Origin of the sequence: Paludisphaera soli (genome assembly GCF_011064595.1) — a bacterium.
GTDB lineage: Bacteria > Planctomycetota > Planctomycetia > Isosphaerales > Isosphaeraceae > Paludisphaera > Paludisphaera soli.
Map to the genome: position 1 here is coordinate 75,525 of NZ_JAALJI010000011.1, position 20,376 is coordinate 95,900.

General features: G+C 72.0%; 12 protein-coding genes. 6 read left to right on the plus strand and 6 right to left on the minus strand.

The annotated features are described in order from the left end of the window. Positions 1 to 178: 178 nt before the first annotated feature. Positions 179 to 3,523 carry a DUF5696 domain-containing protein gene (locus G6O68_RS15580; protein ID WP_165249401.1) on the minus strand — a complete coding sequence of 1,115 codons (3,345 nt, stop codon included), beginning with the start codon at positions 3,521 to 3,523 and terminating at the stop codon, positions 179 to 181. 609 nt (positions 3,524 to 4,132) lie between these two features. Here G6O68_RS15580 and G6O68_RS15585 point away from each other — a divergent pair. The 4 genes from G6O68_RS15585 to G6O68_RS15600 all read left to right on the plus strand — a co-directional run bounded on the left by G6O68_RS15585 (position 4,133) and on the right by G6O68_RS15600 (position 7,314). After that, positions 4,133 to 4,339, plus strand: coding sequence for a hypothetical protein (locus G6O68_RS15585; protein ID WP_165249403.1), 207 nt, complete (start codon positions 4,133 to 4,135; stop codon positions 4,337 to 4,339). Between the two features lie 134 nt (positions 4,340 to 4,473). Next, a complete protein-coding gene (locus G6O68_RS15590) occupies positions 4,474 to 5,613 on the plus strand; it encodes a DUF1559 domain-containing protein (protein ID WP_165249405.1) in 1,140 nt (379 codons plus the stop codon). 19 nt (positions 5,614 to 5,632) lie between these two features. After that, positions 5,633 to 6,034: a hypothetical protein gene (locus tag G6O68_RS15595; protein ID WP_165249407.1), complete on the plus strand. Its 402-nt coding sequence runs from the start codon at positions 5,633 to 5,635 to the stop codon at positions 6,032 to 6,034. 182 nt (positions 6,035 to 6,216) lie between these two features. Then, positions 6,217 to 7,314 carry a hypothetical protein gene (locus tag G6O68_RS15600; protein WP_165249409.1) on the plus strand — a complete coding sequence of 366 codons (1,098 nt, stop codon included), beginning with the start codon at positions 6,217 to 6,219 and terminating at the stop codon, positions 7,312 to 7,314. A 22-nt stretch (positions 7,315 to 7,336) separates the two neighbouring features. On the opposite strand, the gene G6O68_RS15605 is transcribed toward G6O68_RS15600, so the two are convergent. From G6O68_RS15605 to G6O68_RS15620, 4 genes are all read right to left on the minus strand, one after another. After that, a complete protein-coding gene (locus G6O68_RS15605) occupies positions 7,337 to 8,593 on the minus strand; it encodes an alpha/beta fold hydrolase (RefSeq protein ID WP_165249411.1) in 1,257 nt (418 codons plus the stop codon). A gap of 169 nt (positions 8,594 to 8,762) precedes the next feature. Then, positions 8,763 to 10,160, minus strand: a complete 1,398-nt coding sequence (locus G6O68_RS15610) for an inorganic phosphate transporter (protein WP_165249413.1) — start codon at positions 10,158 to 10,160, stop codon at positions 8,763 to 8,765. Positions 10,161 to 10,162: 2 nt separating this feature from the next. Beyond that, on the minus strand, positions 10,163 to 11,008 hold the full coding sequence (locus tag G6O68_RS15615; protein ID WP_240911287.1) for a leucine-rich repeat domain-containing protein: 846 nt from the start codon (positions 11,006 to 11,008) through the stop codon (positions 10,163 to 10,165). 226 nt (positions 11,009 to 11,234) lie between these two features. Continuing rightward, on the minus strand, positions 11,235 to 12,575 hold the full coding sequence (locus G6O68_RS15620) for a hypothetical protein (RefSeq protein ID WP_165249415.1): 1,341 nt from the start codon (positions 12,573 to 12,575) through the stop codon (positions 11,235 to 11,237). A 376-nt stretch (positions 12,576 to 12,951) separates the two neighbouring features. Here G6O68_RS15620 and G6O68_RS15625 point away from each other — a divergent pair, with 376 nt between their 5' ends. Next, positions 12,952 to 16,092, plus strand: coding sequence for a PVC-type heme-binding CxxCH protein (locus tag G6O68_RS15625; RefSeq protein WP_165249417.1), 3,141 nt, complete (start codon positions 12,952 to 12,954; stop codon positions 16,090 to 16,092). A 149-nt stretch (positions 16,093 to 16,241) separates the two neighbouring features. Continuing rightward, entirely contained in the window at positions 16,242 to 18,242 is a 2,001-nt protein-coding gene (locus tag G6O68_RS15630) for an FAD-dependent oxidoreductase (protein ID WP_165249419.1), read from the plus strand. A gap of 16 nt (positions 18,243 to 18,258) precedes the next feature. Here G6O68_RS15630 and G6O68_RS15635 read toward each other — a convergent pair whose 3' ends face one another. Further along, the gene (locus G6O68_RS15635) at positions 18,259 to 20,307 is read right to left on the minus strand and encodes a hypothetical protein (RefSeq protein ID WP_165249421.1); all 2,049 of its coding nucleotides are present in this window, start codon (positions 20,305 to 20,307) and stop codon (positions 18,259 to 18,261) included. Positions 20,308 to 20,376 lie beyond the last annotated feature (69 nt).

Here is a 20,376-nt window from a genome sequence, read left to right on the forward strand (position 1 = left end):
TCTTCGGGTGCCACAGGTTCGGAGAAACCGTGGACCGGCCGGGGATCTCGGCGAAGGCTCGGGAGCGGCCCGACGCCGATCCACGGGTTCGGAGAACCCGTGGCACCCGAGTTCGGCCTTCTCAAACGGTCCCTTTGTCGGTGGTGTTGAGTGAGGAGTATCTCCCGAAGGTCTCGATTCACCCCGCCGGCCAGCGGTAGCGGCTCGCGCCGTTGGGCTTGAGGCGCATCCAGCGGCCGTCGAAGGTGGGGGCGACGCGGGGGGTGGAGCCCCCCTCGGCGCGGAACTCGGCGGGCTTGCCGAAGCGGGCGGTGTCGAGCTGCAGGGAAAACGCCCGGTCGCGCGGGACGACGTGGGCGACCCATTCCGAGCCCACCTTGCGGATCGAGACGCCGCCGTCGGTCCTCACCGGGCCGAAATCGACGATCTTGCCCCCCAGGTTCAGGTTGACACGATGGATCGCGGCGCGGTCGGCGGCGGGGGCCTTCTCGGGGATGAACCGGAGGGCCTTGCCGCCTTCGGAGACGCGGAGGACCCCCAGGAGGTTGCGGCCGGATGAGTCGGTGGGGCCTTCCAGGGCCACCCGACCCGCGCCGGGGACGTGGAAGCCGATCGTCCAGGCGTAGTCGCCGTCGGGGAGGTCGTCGGGGATGCGGATGGCGTGGGGGCCGTCGTCGACGGTCGTGCCGGGCTTCCACTGGGTCGTCGGCCTCGCCAGGCCGTGGTCCTGCTGGAAGAGGATCTCGGAGTCGTCGCCGCCCACCTTGCCGAAGTGGACGAAGGCGTGGTAGTCCTCCTTCAAGGGCTCGCGGACCTTCCAGGTGTACGAGGCGGCGAAGGTCCGGGGCCCGGTCTGGCGGAAGGCGACGCCCGGCTGGACGCGGCGGACGCCCGAGACGTCCCAGTCGGCCGCCGATCGCGCGTTGGCGAAGAACGAGTCCGGCGTCTCCACGCAGTCGGTCACGATCCCGTTGCGGAGCGTCGTCCCGGCCGTCAGCCCCGGGGCGCGGGCGAACCAGCCGAAGCGGGGAAGCTCCACCCCGTCGACCTGGAGCGGCTCGGCCGACTGGTTCGCGAAGACGGTCAGGCCGCCGTCGTACCGCACGCGGACGCGATTCCAGGCGTCGGGCGTGGAGCCCCCCGCGCGAATCACGGCCGAGGCGTCCTCCCATCGACCGTCTTGCTCGTACTGGATCTGGGTGACGGGGGCCGTCGCCGAGCGGCTCGTCACCGGCCGCGTCAGGTTGGATTCGAGCCAGGCCAGGGGGACCGACGCCCAGGCCTCGCCGCTGAGGAAGCCGGCGTGGCCGAAGGCGATCTCCTGCATCCGGTACTGGTCGAGCACGGCGATCGGCGGCAAGGCCCCGCGCGGCGCGCGGGCCCTGTCATACCAGCGATCGTAATAGCCCATGCCGTGGTTGAGCTGGAGCGGGTGGATCTTCAGGAGGTCGAAGTCGACGAACAGGGGGGCGTCGAGGCCCCCTTCGCCGGGCCACCCCGAGCCGAACTGGGCCTCGACGCCGTCGAGCAGGCCGCTCCAGTACCAGTGGTGGTTCCCCTCGCCGAAGACCGGCCCGCCGTGGGTCTCGCGGAGGAAGTTCCAGGTCTCGCGATGGGCCTGCCGCACCCGCCGGAACGTCCCCGCGCCGTCGAGCCCCGCCTGCTGGTCGACGTGGAACCACGGGGGGACCGACGAGTTCACGTCGAGGAAGCCGGCCTCCGTGTCGTACCGGCGGTGGATCTCGGGCGACTGGGTTTTCGCTAGGTCGAGCATCGCCGTGGGCTTGATCGCGAACGACTGGATCTTGTTGCCGGGGTGGAACCAGGCGTTCTGCCGCTTGCCTTCCGAGTCGACCGCGATGTGCGTCTCGTCGAACCCCTCGAAGTTCGGGTAGTAGTCGACGTAGTTCTCGTGCAGCGCGATCAGGTAGCCCAGGCGTCGGCCCGTCGCCCTGAGGGCCCGCATGCCGGCCTCGCCCCCTTTGTCCTCGGCGGCCGGATAGTGGGCCGGCAGGCCGTTGTCGTAGCCGTCGCGCTGCCAGTCGTGGATGATGACCGCCAGGCGTTCCAGGCCGGCGTCGTGCAGGGCCTCCAGCTTCCTGGCGATGTCGGCGTAGCGGCCTCCCCAGACATCGAGCACGACTCGATCGGCCAGGTCCTTGATGTGGGGCGAGGGCGGGTTCGGGATGTTGGGCAGGACCTCGTCGACGTTCCAGGCGGCCGAGTAGAGGAACCGTTCGCTCGGCGCGATCCGGGAGCCGTCGGTGAGCGCCTGGTAGACGGCGCGGGCGGCGTCGTGTCGCGAGGCCGCGGAGGTCGTCCAATCGAGCTGGCTGGAGACGAACAGGTCCTCGGCCGGCAGGTAGGAGACCTTGTTGTCGTAGTACGGCGTCGGCACGTCGCGGCGGGAGGCGACGGGCCCCCAGGAGCCGGCGTCGATCTGCTCGGCGACGGGCCGGTCGAGGCTCACGTCGAGCGCCAGGCTCCGGCCGGCGAGGGAGGCCTTCACGCGGAGCGTGGCGGGCTCGCCGTCGACCTCGAACGTGCGGACGAGGGCGGGGCCGTCGGCCGACTCGTCCCACCGGGCGTCGAGCGGCCGCGCGGGGCCGGTCCAGACGATTCGCGCGGTGGTCGCGAGCGGGACGCGGGCGGCGGGCGAGCCCTTGCGGTCGGCCTCCAGGACGAGCCCCCCCAGGACGTCCGGATCGCTCGCGTTCGAGGCTTCGGCGCCGGCCTCGCGGGCGGTCGCCGGGAGCGTCCAGCGGTAGGCGAACGAGCCGTAGTCGTCGACGGAGCGGAGGACGAAGGCGTCGCCGTCGCGGCGGATCTCGACCTTCGCGGGCGAGGCGGCCGGCGGGGCCAGCCCCTTATCCGGCCTCGAAGCCAGGCTCCGGAAGGAGACCGGAGGCGGGGCGGGGTGCGAGGCCGGGGCCGGCCGGAAGCCGTCCAGGACGATCCGGCGGCAGCCCCAGAGGCCGAAGTCGAAGCTGGAATCCCCCTTGGGGCCGCAGTCGACCTCGAACCGGAGGACGACGACCCGTCCCGCCTCGGCCGTCAGGTCGAACGCGAAGGGCTTCCAGGCGGCGTCGGCGCGCAACTCGTCGAGCAGCGGCTCGCCGTCGGCGAGGACGCGGAACCGGACGCCGTCGGACTTGCCGACGCCGTCCTCGCGGAGGGCCGTGGCCCCTTCCAGCGCGATCCGCTTCGCCGCCGGCAGCGAGACGTGGAACTCCTGGAAGGCGGACCCGGTCCCGCCGCGCCAGGGGCAATGGTGGAGGATCGCCGGGCGACCGTTGCGGAGGCCGTCGGCCGTCAGGGCCACGCCCGTCCGGTCGTCGAACGCGCCGGTCCAGCCGACGGGGAATTCCTCCTCGGGCCGGCCTCGATAGGCGAAGCCGACCCGGTACAGGCCCACCTCGTCCAGGTTCCACGCCGGTGCGTCGGGCCGGACCACCAGGGGGTCGCCGGACGGCCCCCCCGCGCCGAAAACCGCCAGTCCCAGGATGAGAATCGAACCGCGCATCGCGTGCCTCCCCGGCGGGCTTTCGGCTCCGCGAGGAATCCCCCATCGCGGACGTGCGGCCTCGCACCCTCGCGCGGAAGTCGACCCGCCTCCGAGCCCTTTTATAGGACATCCCGGGGGCCCGCGGAACCATCCTCCGTCGGCGACGGGCCAACGCCCTGGATGGGGCGGCCGGGGGCCCCCGCCTCGCGAAAATTCGGGCTCCGGCCCGGTTTGGACCGGCGTTTGCAATTAAGGTTATCTTGAAAGCCCTCCGAGCCGTCGCGACGACGATCGGGAGGAGCCCTCCCGTCGTGCCGAGGGCGGTTCGCTGGTTTTCCCCCGTCGCGACGCGATGCCGGGGGGAGGTCGAGCCGTGCCGCGCACCGATCGCGGGGGCGTCCGACCGCCGCGATGCGGCTTGCCGGGCGTTCGGAATCCGGGTACATCACCGAAGAAAGGCCGGGAAGCCGCATCGTCGCGACACTTTCATGAAGGAACGGTGTTGAGAACGTATCGGCCGCGAGAGGCGAAGATGCCCGGCGGCCGGGCCGGTCTCGGGAGAATTCCGGCCCTGATCCGATCCGATCCGATCTGGGGCGAGGCGAACCGAACAGGAGGAAAGCCAACATGCGTCAGCTCACCGACCTCGCCGTCTGGGCGGGCCTGATCCTTCTCACGATGGGCGTCGTCTACTACACGCCGAAGGTGGCCGAGTACATGGCGTCCGAACCCAAGCCGCCCATCGTCACGTCCCCCCGCTCGGGCGCGCCGGGGGCGCGGCACTTGATGCACCACCAGGCCCGGCACTTCGGCGAGGCCCGCCCGGTCCACTGATCGATCGGGGGGCGAAGGATCCGGAGAAGATTCTCCGGATCTTCATTCAGTTCTCGCCGATTCGCCACGGCTTCCTGGTGAGATGATGCTCGTGTCGCGGGATTTCGCCATCCACCCGTCCGAGCATCATTCCCATGAGCGTCCGTCGAGCCCGAGTCCACCGTCCCGCGTTCACCCTGATCGAGCTGCTGGTGGTGATCGCGATCATCGCCGTCCTCATCGCCCTGCTGCTGCCGGCCGTCCAGAGCGCCCGCGAGGCCGCCCGCCGGATCCAGTGCACGAACAACATGAAGCAGCTAGGGCTGGCGTTCCACAACTATGAGAGCAGCGTGGGGGCCTTCCCGCCGACCACGATCCTGACCCCAGCGCCCACCGGCGGGCCCGGTTCCTGGCAGTTCGAGTCGTCCTGGAGCGCGTTCGCCCGCTCGACGTCGTACCTGGAGCAGGGCGCCTTCGCCAACTCGATCAACTTCAGCCTGACCTACAGCCACAAGGCGAACACGACCGTCTCCAACCTGCCGCTGGCGACGCTCTACTGCCCCAGCGACCCGGGCTCGCACATCGACGACGGCTCGCTCGGCGGCACCTTCTACGCGACGACCAGCTACGGCGTCTGCTCCGGCGACTGGTACGTCTTCTCGGTGAACTGGGGCTCCACCAACACCCTCGGCCCCAAGAACGGGTCGCTGTTCGGCCCCAACACGGCCCGCAAGATCGCCGAGGTCACCGACGGCCTGAGCAACACCATGATGGCCTCCGAGGGGCTCATCGGCCACGGCCAGATGCGCAGCTGCATCCCCTCGCCGACCGCCCCCTCGACCTCGGGGATCGGGGCCTGGACCCCCACCAACATCCCCGCCCCCGGCCCGGCCTCGGTGCAGGCGCTGACCGAGCTGGTCGCGTCGTGCGGCGCGGCGACGGGCAAGGTGAAGGCGGGGGGCCCGATCGGCCACACCCGCTGGTGCAACGGCGGCGTCTACTACTCGGGCTTCACCACGGCGATGACCCCGAATCCAGGCTTCCGGGCGGTCAGCCGCGCCGACGGCTTCTCGAACGCGGGCAAGAACGTCTCGATGGACTGGGACTCGACCGACGAGAACGACGGCGGGCCGACCTACATGTCGCTGGCCGCCACCAGCCGCCACTCCGGCGGGGTCAACGCCCTGATGGCCGACGGCTCGGTCCGGTTCGTCAAGGACTCGGTCGCGGCGACCGCCTGGCGGGCCCTCGGCACCGTCGCCGCCGGCGAAGTCGTCTCGTCCGACTCCTACTGACCCGAGCGAGGCCCCTGCCATGAGTCTTCGCTCTCGCTCCGCCGCGGCCGCACTCCTCGCCCTCGGGTTGGCGGCGGCCCTCCTCGCCCCGGGCTGCGGCTCCTCGTCGGCCCAGCCGCCGGCGGGGTCGATCGTCCCGGTCAAGGGCGTCGTCACCTACAAGGGGAAGCCGCTCGCCCGGGGGACCATCGTCTTCGAGCCCGACTCCGGGCGTGAGGCCCAGGGCGAGATCAAGGCCGACGGCTCCTTCGTCCTGACCACGTTCCTCCCTGACGACGGCGCCACGCCCGGCGTGCACCGGGTCGCCGTCGCCGGCCTGCCCAAGAACGTCCTCCCCCTGAAGTTCCAGAACGTGGGCTCGTCCGGCGTCGAGGTGGAAGTCGCCGCCGGCAAGAGCGAATACGCGATCGTACTTAAGTGACCCGAAGTTCGGCCGGTCGTCGCCCCCCGCGACGGCCGGCCCCTCGCTTTCCCCCGCCGTCACGGACTTTGGGGGTCCCTCCTGACGGCTTTCCCCCCGGCGGGGAATGCTCGTCTCCGTCCACGCCCCTACGATCCGCGACGGTCGGTCCTGTTTTCGAACCTCGCCAGGGAAGCCCCCCGATGACCCGCCCCCGTTCCACGCGCCGCCTGATTCTGACCCTGGCCCTCGCGATGCCGGCCGTCGCCTTCGCCGACGATTTCACGGCCACGCCGGTCGTCGCGCCGGCGGAGTTCCTGGAGCCCGCCGAGGGGTCCTCGGGCTCGCTCCAGGTCGACCGGACGATCGAGGCCTCGGCCCTGGAGCCGATCGGCGACGGCCGGTACGTCCTGGTCGCGCACGACAAGAAGGTCCCCTTGCGCCTCGTCGAGGCGGCGACCGGCCGCCAGGCGGGCGCGCTGACGAGCCCCCGGTTCCCGGCCGAGACCCCCAAGTCGTCCAAGTGGGAGGCGATGGCCGCGGACTCCGACGGCGCCTTCTACGTCGTCGGCTCGCATTCGGGCAAGACCGAGGACGAGCGGCTCCAGCACCGCAGCCTGATCCGCTTCCGCCTGGAAACCGGGGTCGACGCCGCCGCGTCCACGGTGGACGACGCCTCCTTCGCCTCCTGGCGGCTCGACGACGGGATCGTCGCCGCGCTCCGGGGCCTGGGCCTCCCGGAGGCGGCCGTGCAGAAGCGCAAGGTGGAGGGGCTGACGATCCGCGAGGGGGCCTCGGCGACCCCCGGCCGCCGCGAGCTGGTGGTCGGCCTCCGCGAGCCGGACGACCTCGTCCGCGCCTTCGTCGTGGACGTGACCGACGCCCCGGCCGACGGCTCGTCGCTGACGCTTGCGCCTCTGTTCGCCTTCGAGCCGGGCGAACGCGAGGGGGTCCGCCGCCAGCTCACGTCGCTGGAGTATGTGCCGGCGTGGCGGGGCTTCGCGATCGTCACGGCGACCGAGGACGACGCGAACGGCTTCCACGGCAACACGCTCTGGTTCGCCTCCGACGAGCGGATCGCCCGCGCCGGGGGCTCGACGATCGAGCCGGAGCTGGCCTGGGAGTTCGAGCCTGCGATGAAGGCCGAGGGGCTCTGCATCCTCCCCGGCCCCGCCTCGGCCGCGCCCGGCTCGGTGCGGTTCGCGATCGCGTTCGACAACGACGCCCACGTCACCGCCGCGCCCGGCCGCCTGGGGATCTTCGACCTCGTCCGCCGCGCGTCGGATTCGTCGGCGGAGTGAGGCCGAGCCGGGCTTCGGCCGATCAGGTCGGCGAGCCCGAACGCGCGTCGGCCGTGGCGGCGACGAACCGGGCCACGGCCTGGGCGAACGCGGCGTGGTGCTCGAAGTGCCCGGCGTGCTTCGCCGGCGCGAGCTGGAGCAGGGTTCCCCGGGGGATGCCCTCGGCCATCACGACGCTCGCCGAGGGCGGGGTCGTCGAGTCGAGGTCGCCGTCGACCACCAGGGCCGGCACGGGGATCCTGGGGAGGGTCGCCGTCGCGTCGTAGCGGAGCATCCCGAACATCCCCCGCGCCAGCACGGAGGGGGTCGCCTTCAGGATGTAGCGGGCCATGAAGTCGAGCTGCCCGCGCGTCTCCCCGCCCGAGAACGAGTCCTTGTCGGTCGAACGGTGCGCCGATCCGTTCAGGTAGCTCATGACGTTCAGCGCCCGGACCAGCGGCGACAGGGCGATCGTCAGGTGCAGGAGCGGCTCGATGAGCGGCTTCTGGACGGCCGCGTAGAAGGCGGCGCCGGAGGTCGTCTCCACCGGGTTCTTGTAGGTCGTGTGGGCCAGCACCAGGCCCGAGACCCGGGTGCCGAGCGCCTCGGGGAAGAGGCGGCAGTAGGTGAGCATGATCATGCCGCCGATGCTGTGGCCGACCAGCGTCACGGGGCCGGCCCCGAGGTCGACGACCGCGTCGAGGTCGCGGGCCATCTTCTCCAGGCTGTAGTCGCGGTCGGCCGGCTGCGACGAGCGGCCGAGGCCCGGGAGGTCCCAGAGGATCAGCCGGTGGCGGTCGCCCAGGTGCTTCTTCACGTAGAGCCACTCGTCCGAATCGACGCCCCAGCCGTGGGTCAGCACGAGCGTCGGCCCGTCCTCGGGGCCGTACCGCTCGACGTGCAGGTCGGTCCCGTCGGGCCGTCGCAGGCGCTCCGTCCGCCCCCTGAGGTCGTCCGCCAGGCCGGCGTCCCCCGCCTTGCGCACGAGCGGGAAGCCGAACGACCCGCCCAGCGACAGGACGACGAGCGCCAGGCCCCCCAGCAAGGCCGCCGTCACCCGGTCGGCGCCGAGCGGCCGCCACTCGCGACGGACGACGACCGGGGGCTCGGCCTCGGCCTTCCCGTCGCGATCGCGATCACGATCGCGAGCCGGATCGGCGTCGGCGGCCACCGTCGTCCGGACCTCGATCTCGCGGTGGTCGTACCAGTACTTGAGCAGGTAAAGGCCGCCGCCCAGGAGGGCGAGGGCGAGCAGGCCCCGGAGCCAGAGGCCCAGGATCTGGAACGGCATGAACGGCATGGCGCGAGTCCTCCCCGGCGCGTCGGGCGCCGATCCGCGAGGCGCGAGGCCGCCCGCTCGGATTGCGTCGGGACACGGCGTCGGCCCCGGCGGCCCTTGGAGGGGCCGCCGGCACCGGAACCTACGTCGCAACTGTCGAGCCAATCCCGAAGGAGGGGCCCGCCTCGGCTCAGCGGAGGGCGAGCCGGCCGCAGATGAAGATGCCGGCGGAGGCCAGCATGGAGCAGGGGAAGGTGAGCAGCCAGGCCAGGGCGATGTTGCGGGCGGTGGCGAGCTGGACGCCCGAGTCGTTGGCCCACATGGTCCCGGCCACGCCCGAGGAGAGGACCTGCGTGGTGCTGACCGGCAGCCCGACGACGTCGGCCACGCCGATCGTCGCCATCGCCACGACTTCGGCGCTCGCCCCCTGGGCGTAGGTCAGGTGGGTCTTGCCGATTTTCTCGGCGACGGTGTGGACGATCCGCTTGTAGCCGAAAGTCGTCCCCACCCCCAGGCAGAGGGCCACGCCCACGATCACCCAGCCGGGGACGTACTCGATCGCCGTGCGGAGCCGCCGCCGGGGGGCGTCGATCGCCGCCAGCCGGGCCTCGGCGATCACGTCCCGGTCGCGCTCGAGCGCCCGGTCGACCTGGTAGATGGCGTTGCGCAGGGCGATGCGCTCCTCGTGGGGGACCTCGCGGAGCGACGCGCGCCCGTCCAGGCGGCCGAGGATCTCGTCGATCCGCTCGATCTCGACGCGGTGGAGCGGCGAGGGGTCGGCGGAGAGGGCCGCGCGCAGGTCGGTCGCGGCCGCGCGGGCCCGCGTCGCGCCGTCGTCGCCGTCGAGGTTGAGCGCGAACCCGGTGGGGAGCAGGCCGATGAGGACGAGCATGATCAGCCCCATCCCCTTCTGGCCGTCGTTCGACCCGTGGGCCATGCTCACGCCCCCGCAGGTCGCCAGCAGCGTCGCGCGCACCCAGCGCGGCGGGCGTGCGGACGGGTCTTCCGGCGGCGGGACGTACAGCTCCGGGTCGGGGATGTGCCGCTTGGCCGCCAGCAGGAGCGCGGCCGCCGCCAGGAAGCCGATCGCCGGCGAGATCAAGAGCGCCAGGCCGACCTCGCCGGCCTTGCCCCAGTTGACCCCCGCGCCCAGCCCTCGGCCGCTCATCAGGCCGTTTGCCAGGCCCACGCCCAGGATGGCGCCGATGAGCGTGTGCGAGCTGGAGACCGGGATCCCGAACCACCAGGTCAGGAGGTTCCAGGAGATCCCGGCGATCAGGAGCGCCAGGACCATGACCACGGCCGACCGGCTGGCGGCGTCGATCAGCAGGTCGACCGGCAGGAGGTGGACGATGCTGAACGCGATCGTCGTCCCCCCCAGCAGCACGCCGAGGAAGTTGCAGAACCCCGAGAACAGCACGGCGGGAGTCGCCTTCAGGGTCCTCGTGTAGATGACGGTGGTCACGGCGTTCGCCGTGTCGTGGAAGCCGTTGACCACCTCGAAGCCGAAGGCGATCGCCAGGGCGAAGCCGAGGACCGCGGCGGACTGGGCGTCAAGGCGTCCGAAAGCGTCGAGAAAGTCGGTCATCGTCACCCTTCAACGCGGACTCCGGCCGCCTTGAGGGCCTCCAGTTGGGGGGCGCGGGCCTCGTCCGGCAGCGGGTTGCCGTCGACGTAGAGCCGCAGGTAGGGGGCGAACAGCTTGGCGCCGGCGGCGTCGGCCTTCGCCGCGTCGATCAGGGGCGTCAGGTCCTTGATCTGGTTGCGCTCGATCATCAGGAGCTTTAAATCCGGCTGCTTCGCCAGCGGGGCGACGTTCTCGATCTGGTTGTCCCGCAGGTCCAGCGTCGACAGCTTCGTCAACTTCTCCAGCGCGCCCACGTCTTTCAGCTTGTTCCCGCCCAGCGACAGCGAGGCCAGCTTGGTCAGGGTCGCCAGCGGGTTCACGTCCTCGATCCGGTTCCCGCCCAGATAGAGGGCGCTCAGCTCGGTCAGGCCGGCCAGGGGGGCCGCGTCGACCACCTGGTTCTTCGACAATTCAAGATACTGCAAACCCTTGAGTTCGGCCAGCGGGGCGACGTCGGCCACCTGGTTCTCGGCCAGGTCCAGCGACTGCAGGTTCTTCAGGTCCTTCAAAGGCTTGAGGTCGACGACCTGGTTCTTCGACAGCCGGATGAGCGCCAGGTTCTTGCACTTCTCCAGCCCGGTCAGGTCCTTGATCCCCTTGCCGACCGCCTCCAGGATGTAGACGTTCTGGAGCTTCTCATCGGTCAATTCGACGTTCGGCTCGTGCTTCAGCACCGCCCGCACGGCCGTTTCCAGGTTCGGGTCCGGGAAAGGCCCGTCGGCCCTCGCCCCCCGCGCCGTCGCCGTCGCCAGCGCCGCCAGCCCGATCGCGATCATCACGCCGCGTCGCACGTTCTTCCTCGTCGCCATCGTCGCTCTTCCTCCGCCGGATCGGTTTCCCGGAAGAATCGTCCGGAACCTCCACGTCTCGCACGAACAACCGCGAGGATACGCCAACGACGCGGCCCGCGACAGATGGTGGTCGACATCGCCCGCCCGAGCCCGGGAAGGGCCGCGCCCCGATGGACGGCCCCGTCCGGCGGTCGGGATCGCCGACCGCCCCGCGAGCCGACCGGGTGGGGGCGTCCGCGAGAAGCTACATCGCCCCCCCGCGACAGACGCCCCTCAGCGCGTCGACGAAGCAGCCGGCGAACCGACCGGCCGCCTCGTCCGAGAAGAGGGCCCGACGGTAGCGGAGGACCAGGTGGAGGTGGTTCCGCCAGCCGGCCGCACCCAGGGAGAGCCCCATCGCCATCGGGGCCGGGGGGGAGAACCAGACGGCCTCCACCTCGCCCGCCTCGCGCCCGAAGTCCGGCGGCCCGTCGATCCGCCCCAGGTTCGACAGGGTGGCCGCCATCGAGGTCCCCCTGACGCCCCGGACGCCCAGCAGGGCGAGGCTCAACAGCTGCAACCACGGGGGCGGATTGAGCGCCGAGGCGAATGCGGCCCTCGACTTGACCCACCGCGTCTGGCGGACCATCGCGGGGAGCAGCAACCCCACGGCCGAGCGTTGAACCGGCGTGCTCTCGATCAGCGCGGTCGTGATGAGATTCGCCGCCACCTCGTGACGCCAGTCGGGGGGGCGAAGGTTCACGGGCATCATCACCGCGAGTTTGCGGCAGGGATTCCCGTGCTCGGCGTTCCAGGAGTCGATCGTCAAATGGAGGCTGGCGAGCAGCCTGTCGTTGAGGGTCGAGGGAGGCCCGACATGCGGCGCGTCGCGCGGGCGGAGGAAATCGGAGGGCAGGGCGAGGTGCACGAACCCATATCCGGGATCTTCGCGTTCCCGGTCGGGGGCGATGAGCGAACGCTTGCCGGTCGGGAGGTCGACGATCAGCGAGGGCGCCCCGGTCGGGACGTCGACTCGTCCCGCCCCGGGCGGCCCGGACGGTCGCGGCCCCCCGAAATGCGCCCCGAGGTCCCGCATCGCCAGGGGATCGACGGCGGGGACCGGATCGGGCCGACCCCGGTAGGCGCGGGCGACCGAGTGCAGGAAGCGCAGGGAGCCCACGCCGTCCATGATGGCGTGATGGACGTTCAGCAGGAGCGAGTCGCCGTCCCGGCGTCGGGCGAGGAGCAGGCGAAGGCCCGGGGCGGTCTGCAAGCCGATCGGCCGGCTGTAAAACTCCGCCCTGGCGGCCGAAAGCTCGGCGTCCGATCCGAGGTCCTGCGAACGGACGACTTCGGCGGCGCGGCGGCCCTCGATCCGCCATCGAGGAGGGCGCAGGAGCACGCGCCCGGCCGCCCGGCTGGCCTGGGCCATCGGGTGGACGGCGACCGCGGTCGCGACCGCCGATCGCAGCTTCCCCTCGTCGATCGTCCCCGACAGCCGGAGTTCGACCTGGATGGAGGCTGGCTCGTCGGGCCGGTCGATGAGATGGAGCAACTCCTCGGTCAGCACATAGGGGATGAGGTCGCCGGCCGATCCTTGCCGCAAGGGGGTCTCCTCCCGAGGCCGTATCGCGGGCCCTGGATCGGACGTCCTTGAACCGTCGTCACGACCGCCTCGCCCACTCTCGCACGAACAACCGCGAGGATACGCGACCGCACGCGCCTGCAACAGACGTTGCGCATCCGGCGAAGCCGGAAACCCGCCGCCGATCCCGCAAGCGGGAGCCTGGTCGGGTGGGCCTTGCCTACCACGTCCGGATCGAAGAAAGGAGCGGTGTCCACGCTATCTAGACTGCAGCATGACTGCGAGGATTCATCGTCGGCTCGGGCCCCCGAAGGCTCGCGGCGGTTGACGCACGGGGGCCGGGGGGGCTAGAACAGATAAGCTGACTCTTGAACAATCCCCCGGGAAGCTCCTCCTCATGATGCGCATGCGATGGCTGCACGGCGTGGTCGGTCTGGTCGGTTGGGGGTTGCTCGCGGCCTCGATCGGGGCGAATGCGGGCGAGGGGGAGGGGGGCGGGCCCTCGGCGGGGAGGAAGCTCGTCGTGCCCGAAGGGTTCACGATCGAGAGGGTGGCCGGGGCCCCGATGGTGGACCGGCCGATCACGGCGGCCTTCGACGAGCAAGGGCGGCTCTACGTCGCCGACTCGTCGGGCTCGAACGAGAAGGTCGAGATCCAGCTCGAGAAGAAACCCCACCGGATCGTCCGGCTGGAGGACAAGGACGGCGACGGCGTGTACGACGCCCAGACCGTCTTCGCCGAGGGGATGATGTTCCCCGAGGGGACCATGTGGCTGGACGGCTCGCTCTACGTCGCGGCCCCGCCCAGCATCTGGAAGCTCACCGACACGGACGGCGACGGCGTGGCCGACGAGCGCGTGGAGTGGTTCCAGGGCAAGACCCTCACCGGCTGCGCCAACGACCTGCACGGCCCCTATCCCGGGCTCGACGGCCGGGTCTACTGGACCAAGGGGGCGTTCGCCGAGCAGACCTACGGCCGCCCCGGCAAGGAGCCGTTCGTCACCAGCGCCTCGCACATCTTCCGGTCGCGGCCCGACGGCTCGGAGATCGAGCCGGTCTTGACCGGCGGCATGGACAACCCGGTCGACGTGGCGTTCCTCGCCTCGGGCGAGCGGATCCTGACCTCGACGTTCATCCAGCAGCCCGGCGGGGGCCTCCGCGACGGCCTCATCCACGCCGTCTACGGCGGGATCTGGGGCAAGGTCAACCGCGTCCTCGACGCCCCGGCGCACCAGTGGACCGGCCCCGGCGTGATGCCGGCGCTCCTGCACATGGGCCCCGCCGCCCCCTCGGGCCTGACCTGCGTCGAATCCGCCGCGATCGAGGACGGCCGCCGAGACGTGCTGTTCGCCTGCTACTTCAACCTGCACAAGGTCGGCCGGCACGTCCTGGAGCCCTCGGGGGCGTCCTTCGCGACGAAGGACGAGGATTTCGTCACCAGCCCCGACCTGGACTTCCACCCCACCGACGTGATCGAGGACGCCGACGGCAGCCTGCTCGTGATCGACACCGGCGGCTGGTACAAGCTCTGCTGCCCCACGTCGCAGCTCTCCAAGCCCGACGAGCTGGGGGGGGTCTATCGGGTCCGCCGCAAGGACGCCGCCAGGGTCGCCGACCCCTACGGCCTCCTGGTCGAGTGGGCGAAGCTGAGCCCGCACGACCATACCGCGCTCCTGGCCGACCCGCGCCCGGCCGTGCGGCGTCGGGCCGTCGCCGCGCTGGGCAAGCTCGGGGCCGAAGCCGCGCCGGCGCTGGTCGACGCCGTGCGGCACGACCGCTCGGCCGTCGGCCGCCGCAACGCGGTCTGGGCCTCGGCCCGGATCGACGCCCCCGAGGCCCGCGCCGTGGCCCGCGCCGCGCTGGCGGACGGCGACGAGACGGTGCGCCAGGCCGCGCTCAACGTCGTCAGCCTGACCCGCGACCCCGAGGCGACGCCGCTGCTGGTCGCGCTGCTGGAAGGCCCGTCGACGCTCAACCGCCGCGTCGCCGCCGAGGCCCTGGGCCGGATCGGCGACCGGTCCGCGATCGCCCCGATCGTCCGGGCGCTCGACGACGCCGCGGCCGACGACCGCTTCCTCCACCACTCGCTAACCTACGCCCTGATCCAGATCGACGACCCGAAGGCCACGTCCGGGGCCCTCGACTCCGCCAACCCTCGTGTCCGCCGCGCCGCCTTGATGGCGCTCGACCAGATGGAGGGGGGCGGGCTGGACCCTCGTCGGACCGCCGCGCTCCTGGCCGACGCCGACCCCGGCGTGAAGGAGGCTGCCGCCTGGATCATCGGCCGGCGTCCCGAGTGGGGCCAGGCCCTCGCCGGGTTCTTCGGCGAACGGTTGAAGCGGGACGACCTGGGCCCCGACGACCGCAAGGCGCTGGAGGGCCAGCTCGCGAGCAACGCGGCCTCGCCCGCCGTGCGCGACCTGCTGGCCGCGACGCTGGCCGGGCCCGCCCCCGAGGCGGCCCGCCGCAGCGCGCTCAAGGCCCTGGCCCAGGTGCGGCTCAAGGAGATCCCCGACGCCTGGATCGCCGGCCTGGCCGCGACGCTGGTCGGCCCCGACGCCGACCTGGCCCGCCAGGCCGTCTCGACGGCCCGCGCCCTGGCCCCGGCCCCCGAGAAGGGGAAGCCCCTGACCGCGCCCCTGCTGGCCCTCGCCGGCCTGGAGGACTTCCCGGCCGACGGCCGCCTCGAAGCCCTGGCGGCCGTCCCCGGCGGCCTGGTCCGGGTCGCCCCCGAGACCTTCGCCTTCCTGCTCGAACAGCTCGACCCCGACGGCTCGGTCGCCGCGCGCGGCCTGGCCGCCGACGTCCTGGCCCGCGCCGGTCTCTCGGCCGACCAGCTCGCCGCCCTGATCGAGGCCCTGGGCACCGCCGGCCCGCTGGAGGTCGACCGGCTGCTGACCGCGTTCGACGCCCAGGCCGACGACGCGCTCGGCGTCCGGCTGGTCGCGGCGTTGGCCGGCTCGTCGGCCCTGTCGAGCCTGCGGATCGACGCGCTGAAGGCCCACCTGGCGAAGTTCGGGCCCGAGACCCATAAGGCCGCCGAGGCCCTGTACGCCCGGCTCAACGCCGACGCCGCCGCGCAGCAGGCGCGGCTCGACGACCTGCTCGGCAAGATGGCCGGCGGCGACGTCCGTCGCGGCCAGCTCGTCTTCCAGGGCGACAAGGCCGCCTGCACCACCTGCCACGCCATCGGCTACCGCGGCGGCGACGTCGGCCCCGACCTCACGAAGATCGGCGGCGTCCGCACCGAGCGCGACCTCCTGGAGGCCATCCTCTACCCCAGCGCCAGCCTCGTCCGCAGCTACGAGCCGATCGTCCTGGCCACCGCCGACGGCCGCGTCCTCAGCGGCCTCCTCAAGGGCGAGACCGCCGACGAATACCTCCTCGTCACCGGCGCCAACCAGGCCGAGCGTATCCCCCGCTCCGACGTCGAGGAGATCCGCCCCGGCACCGTCTCCATCATGCCCGCCGGCCTCGACCAGCAACTCTCCCCCCAGGACCTCGCCGACCTCGTCGCGTTCCTGAAGGCGTGCAAGTGAGGCGAGCAGGCGTTCGCGGAGCGAGACGGCGGAATGTGAATTGATCTTCATGCGGCGGCCGGGGCCCGCACTTGATCTCCGGGCCCTGGCGGCTAGTCTGAGGGGGAGGCGTCGGCGGGATCGGTCGCGAGCGGAAGGGGGGCGGAGCGATGGAAGATCGGCGGGGCGGTCGGTTGGGGCGTCGGGAGTTCCTGGCGTCGGCGGCGGGCGCCTCGGCGTATTCGCTGTTCGTCTTCGCGGACGGGGGCGAGGCCCGGGGCGGGGCCGTCGATCGGACGCCGGACGCGATCCGGGGGTCGTTCGAGACGATCGCGCCGGTCGACCCGGAGGCCGCCAGGAGGCGGTTCGAGGGCGAGCCGAACATGACGCTCGTCGACCTGTCGTGCGACCTGCTGGTCGCGGGCGGCGGGCCGGCCGGGGTCTGCGCGGCGCTCGCGGCGGCGCGGAACGGGGCGAAGGTCGTGCTGGTGCAGGACCGCTCGCGGCTCGGCGGCAACTCGTCGAGCGAGGTCAAGATGCACGTCGTCGGCGCCAACATGCACCGGGGCCGCCCCGGCTGGCGCGAGGGCGGGATCATCGAGGAACTCCGCCTCGACGACGCCGCCAACAACCCCCAGCGCTCCTGGGAGCTGTGGGACCTGCTCCTCTACGACAAGCTGATCTCCGAGCCCAACGTCACCCTGATCCTCGACACCTCCGTCTGCGCCGCCGACGTGAAGGACGGCCGCATCGAGCGCGTGCTGGCCCGCTGCGACAAGTCGGAGCATCTTTATCGCATCACCTGCCGATACGCGGCCGACTGCACGGGCGACTCCCGCCTGGCGCTGGAGGCCGGCGCGACGATCCGCTGGGGCCACGAGGGCCGCGACGAGTTCAAGGAGTCGCTCGCCCCGCCCGAGCCGACCCGCGAGACCCTCGGCTCCAGCGTCCTGTTCACCGCCCGCGACTACGGCAAGCCGATGCCGTACAAGGCGCCCGCCTGGGCCCGGAAGATCGGCCCGGAGCAGCTCAAGCACCGTGGGATCGGCAAGAAGGCGTGGGAGTACGGCTACTGGTGGATCGAGTGGGGCGGCGGCCGCGACACCGTGCGCGACAACGAACGCATCCGCTTCGAACTCCTCTCGATCGTCACCGGCGTCTGGGACCACATCAAGAACTCCGGCGCGTACCCCGAGTCGGCGAGCTGGGCGATGGACTGGGTCGGCATGATGCCCGGCAAGCGCGAGAGCCGCCGCATCGAGGGCGAATACATGCTCAGCCAGAACGACCTGATGGGCTTCAACCCGGAGTTCGACGACGGCGTGGCGATGGGGGGCTGGGGCCTGGACGAGCACCCCGCGAGCGGCTTCGACGACCCCGAGGTCCCGCCGTTCCTGAGCATCAAGCTGGCCGAGGTCTATAACATCCCGCTGCGCTCGCTCACCAGCAAGGACCTCAAAAACCTGTTCATGGCCGGCCGCAACGCCGGCTGCAGCCACGTCGCGTTCACCTCCACCCGCGTCATGGCCACCTGCGCCGTGATGGGCCAGGCCGCCGGCGCGGCCGCCGCCGTCTGCTCGCGATACGACCTGACCCCGCGCGAACTCTACCGCGACAAACCGCGCCTCCGCGAGCTTCAGCAGACCCTCCTCCGCGACGATCAGTCCATCAAGAATCTCAAGAACGTCGACCCGAACGATCTGGCGAGGGAGGCGAAGGTCGCGGCCTCGGCGTGCGTCGAGGGGGCGAAGCCCGAGAGCGTGATCGACGGCTTCGTCCGCGACATGGAAGGCCAGGCCGAGCACCGCTGGATGGCCCCGATGTCCCCCGACGGCGCCTGGCTGGAGCTGGCCTGGGACGGGCCGAGGACGATCCGGCACGTCCAGCTCACCTTCGATTCGGGCTTCCACCGCGAGCTGACCCTGACCTCGTCCGACACGCACAACGCCCGCATCATCCGCGCCCCCCAGCCCGAGACGGTCCGCGACTACCGCGTCGTCGTCGAGACGCCGAAGGGCGAGCGCGTGGAGATCGCCCGCGTCGAGGGCAACCACCAGCGCCTCCGCCGCCACGACTTCCCCCCCGTCGAGGCCGCCCGGCTCCGCATCGAGGTCCTCGCCACCAACGGCTCCGACACCGCCCGCCTCTACGAGGTCCGCGCCTACGCCTGAGCCCGGCCGCGCCGCGTCAGCCCCCGGCCGGCCTGCGGGCCGGGGGCTCGATGTGGCTGCTGATCAAGTAGCAGAGCGCCGCGACCGAGTTCAACCGCTCTTCGGCCGCCTCGATCCGGATCGCCCGATCGAAGGCCCCCCGGGCGTCGCCACGGTGGAACTGCCACGTCAGCGCGTCGGGGAGCACGTCGGAGCGGAATGGTCGCCGCCACCCCGCCTCCGGGATCTGCTCCACCGCCCGGAAGGCGCCCGCGACGTCGCCCAACTTCGAGCGGAGCCGGACGACCGCGATGGCGGCGGCGGCGTGGCGGCCGGTCTCCAGGGCGCGGCGCGATGGGGGCCTCGAGTCCCAGGGGGACTCCCTCCGGTTCGGTAGATAAGGCCGGATCGAAAGGTCCTGGGGGCGGTGCTCCAGGACGTCTTCGGCCTCGCGCAAGGCGATCCTCAGGGCCTCCTCGGACCCGGCGGCGGCGCCGGCCCGCCGGCGGGAATCGGCGATCCGCTCAAGCGCCTCGATGGAGGGGGAACCGTGGTCCGGCGCCAGCGCGAGCCGGGTCGCGTCGTCGGGGTCGCCGGCCGCCAGCCTGACCTTCGCGGCCTCGGCCAGGACCCGGGATCTCGCGGACGGTTCGTCGATCCGCCTGAGGTCCGCGAGCATCCCGTCCACATCCCCCATCCTGGCCCGGGCGGACGCGACGAGGCCGATGGCATCGTCCCTCGGATGATCGGGCCACTGGATGGCCAATCCGACGCGCCGCACTTCTCGCGGGAGCGACTCGGCGAAGGCCAGCGCGGCGGCGAGTTCGGCGTCGGCCGCCGCGCGGTCTCCCGCCCTCCGCGCCGCCTGGGCCCGCTCGGTCAAGATGGTCAGGCGAGCGTGCGCTTCTCGGCCGTCGCCGTCCCGCGCAGGGAACGCGTCGTAGGACGCCCGCGAGCCCTCCAGGTCGCCGAGCCGCGCCTGGGCCTCGGCGACGGCCGCCAGCCCCCCGAACTTCGACCTCTCGTCGGGGAATGCCTTCGCGATCTCGGACGCGAGCCGGAGGGCGGATAGGGCGTCCTCGCGCCGCAGGGGCGGATAGTTCCACGGCTCCGAGATGAAAGGGTATCCCCCGGCACGCAGGCTGATCAACAGGACCAGGTCGTGGAACAAGGAATGCCGACGGATCGCCTCGACATCCGTGACGAGGAGGCGGAACGCCGTCGCGAAGTCGTCGACGGTCGCGAACATCTTCGGGAGGCGGTTCATCCCGTCCGACCGGGCGTTCCCCTCCTCGGGGAGCGCGCGGATGACTCCCTCCGTCTCGCGGAGAAGGACGCGGGCGGCCTCCTCGTCGCCCAGCGTCCTCAGGGCGGAAATCATGTCGGCGCGGCCTTCGAGCCGACGGTTCACGTCCGCCTGCTCCTCGATGCGCCGACGGGCGATGTCGAGCGTGGCGCGGGCGGCCGCCGCGTCGCCGAACCGGACCTGCTGGGAGGCGACGAGGAGGGCGGTCCGGTAACCGGCGTCGAGCACGACGGCCTCCTTCGCCCGGGCCAGCACGCGGAGGGCCGCCTCGGGGTCGCCGGCCTCGCCGAGCCGTTGGGCGAGCAAGACGCCGATGTCGACCACCTCGGACGGCTTGCAGGGCTTCGGCGTCGCGTCGGGGGACTTTCCGTCGGTCGCCATCGGGACGATCTGCCCGAAGTCCCGCTCAGCCTCGCCGGGATCTTGCCGGGGTGCGAGGCCGGACGCCCAAGCGCGGACGCGTCTGATCCGGATTCGCGAGGGCGACATCCCGGCCGCCTCGCGCGAGGAACGGGCTCCCTCGACGTCTCCCACGCGTTCCTGCGCATCGCCCAGCGACGCGAGGGCCTCGGCTCGCGAGGCGGCGAGCGACTCGTCCTCGACGGCGAGGACCGCCTCGGCGGCCTCGCGCAGCAGGGGCCGGAGGGCCTCGTCGTCCGGCCAGGCGGCCCGCGGCGGCTCGGGGCCGTACGCCGCGACCAATCTCCCGGTCGCCAGGCTCCCTCCCGCCGTCAGGGCGAGGCACAGCACGAGTCCGCGAAAGGTCGGGGGACGCATCATGGCTTCCTCTCCATCGTCCGATCGACATTCGGGTTTCGACCGGCCCCGTTGTACCACGACGGCCCCGAT

Bases quoted from the DNA above. Each gene is read 5' to 3' on its own strand.
- G6O68_RS15580 (WP_165249401.1), bottom strand. From the start codon at position 3,523: ATGCGCGGTTCGATTCTCATCCTGGGACTGGCGGTTTTCGGCGCGGGG.
- G6O68_RS15585 (WP_165249403.1), top strand. From the start codon at position 4,133: ATGCGTCAGCTCACCGACCTCGCCGTCTGGGCGGGCCTGATCCTTCTC.
- G6O68_RS15590 (WP_165249405.1), top strand. From the start codon at position 4,474: ATGAGCGTCCGTCGAGCCCGAGTCCACCGTCCCGCGTTCACCCTGATC.
- G6O68_RS15595 (WP_165249407.1), top strand. From the start codon at position 5,633: ATGAGTCTTCGCTCTCGCTCCGCCGCGGCCGCACTCCTCGCCCTCGGG.
- G6O68_RS15600 (WP_165249409.1), top strand. From the start codon at position 6,217: ATGACCCGCCCCCGTTCCACGCGCCGCCTGATTCTGACCCTGGCCCTC.
- G6O68_RS15605 (WP_165249411.1), bottom strand. From the start codon at position 8,593: ATGCCGTTCATGCCGTTCCAGATCCTGGGCCTCTGGCTCCGGGGCCTG.
- G6O68_RS15610 (WP_165249413.1), bottom strand. From the start codon at position 10,160: ATGACCGACTTTCTCGACGCTTTCGGACGCCTTGACGCCCAGTCCGCC.
- G6O68_RS15615 (WP_240911287.1), bottom strand. From the start codon at position 11,008: ATGGCGACGAGGAAGAACGTGCGACGCGGCGTGATGATCGCGATCGGG.
- G6O68_RS15625 (WP_165249417.1), top strand. From the start codon at position 12,952: ATGATGCGCATGCGATGGCTGCACGGCGTGGTCGGTCTGGTCGGTTGG.
- G6O68_RS15630 (WP_165249419.1), top strand. From the start codon at position 16,242: ATGGAAGATCGGCGGGGCGGTCGGTTGGGGCGTCGGGAGTTCCTGGCG.
- G6O68_RS15635 (WP_165249421.1), bottom strand. From the start codon at position 20,307: ATGATGCGTCCCCCGACCTTTCGCGGACTCGTGCTGTGCCTCGCCCTG.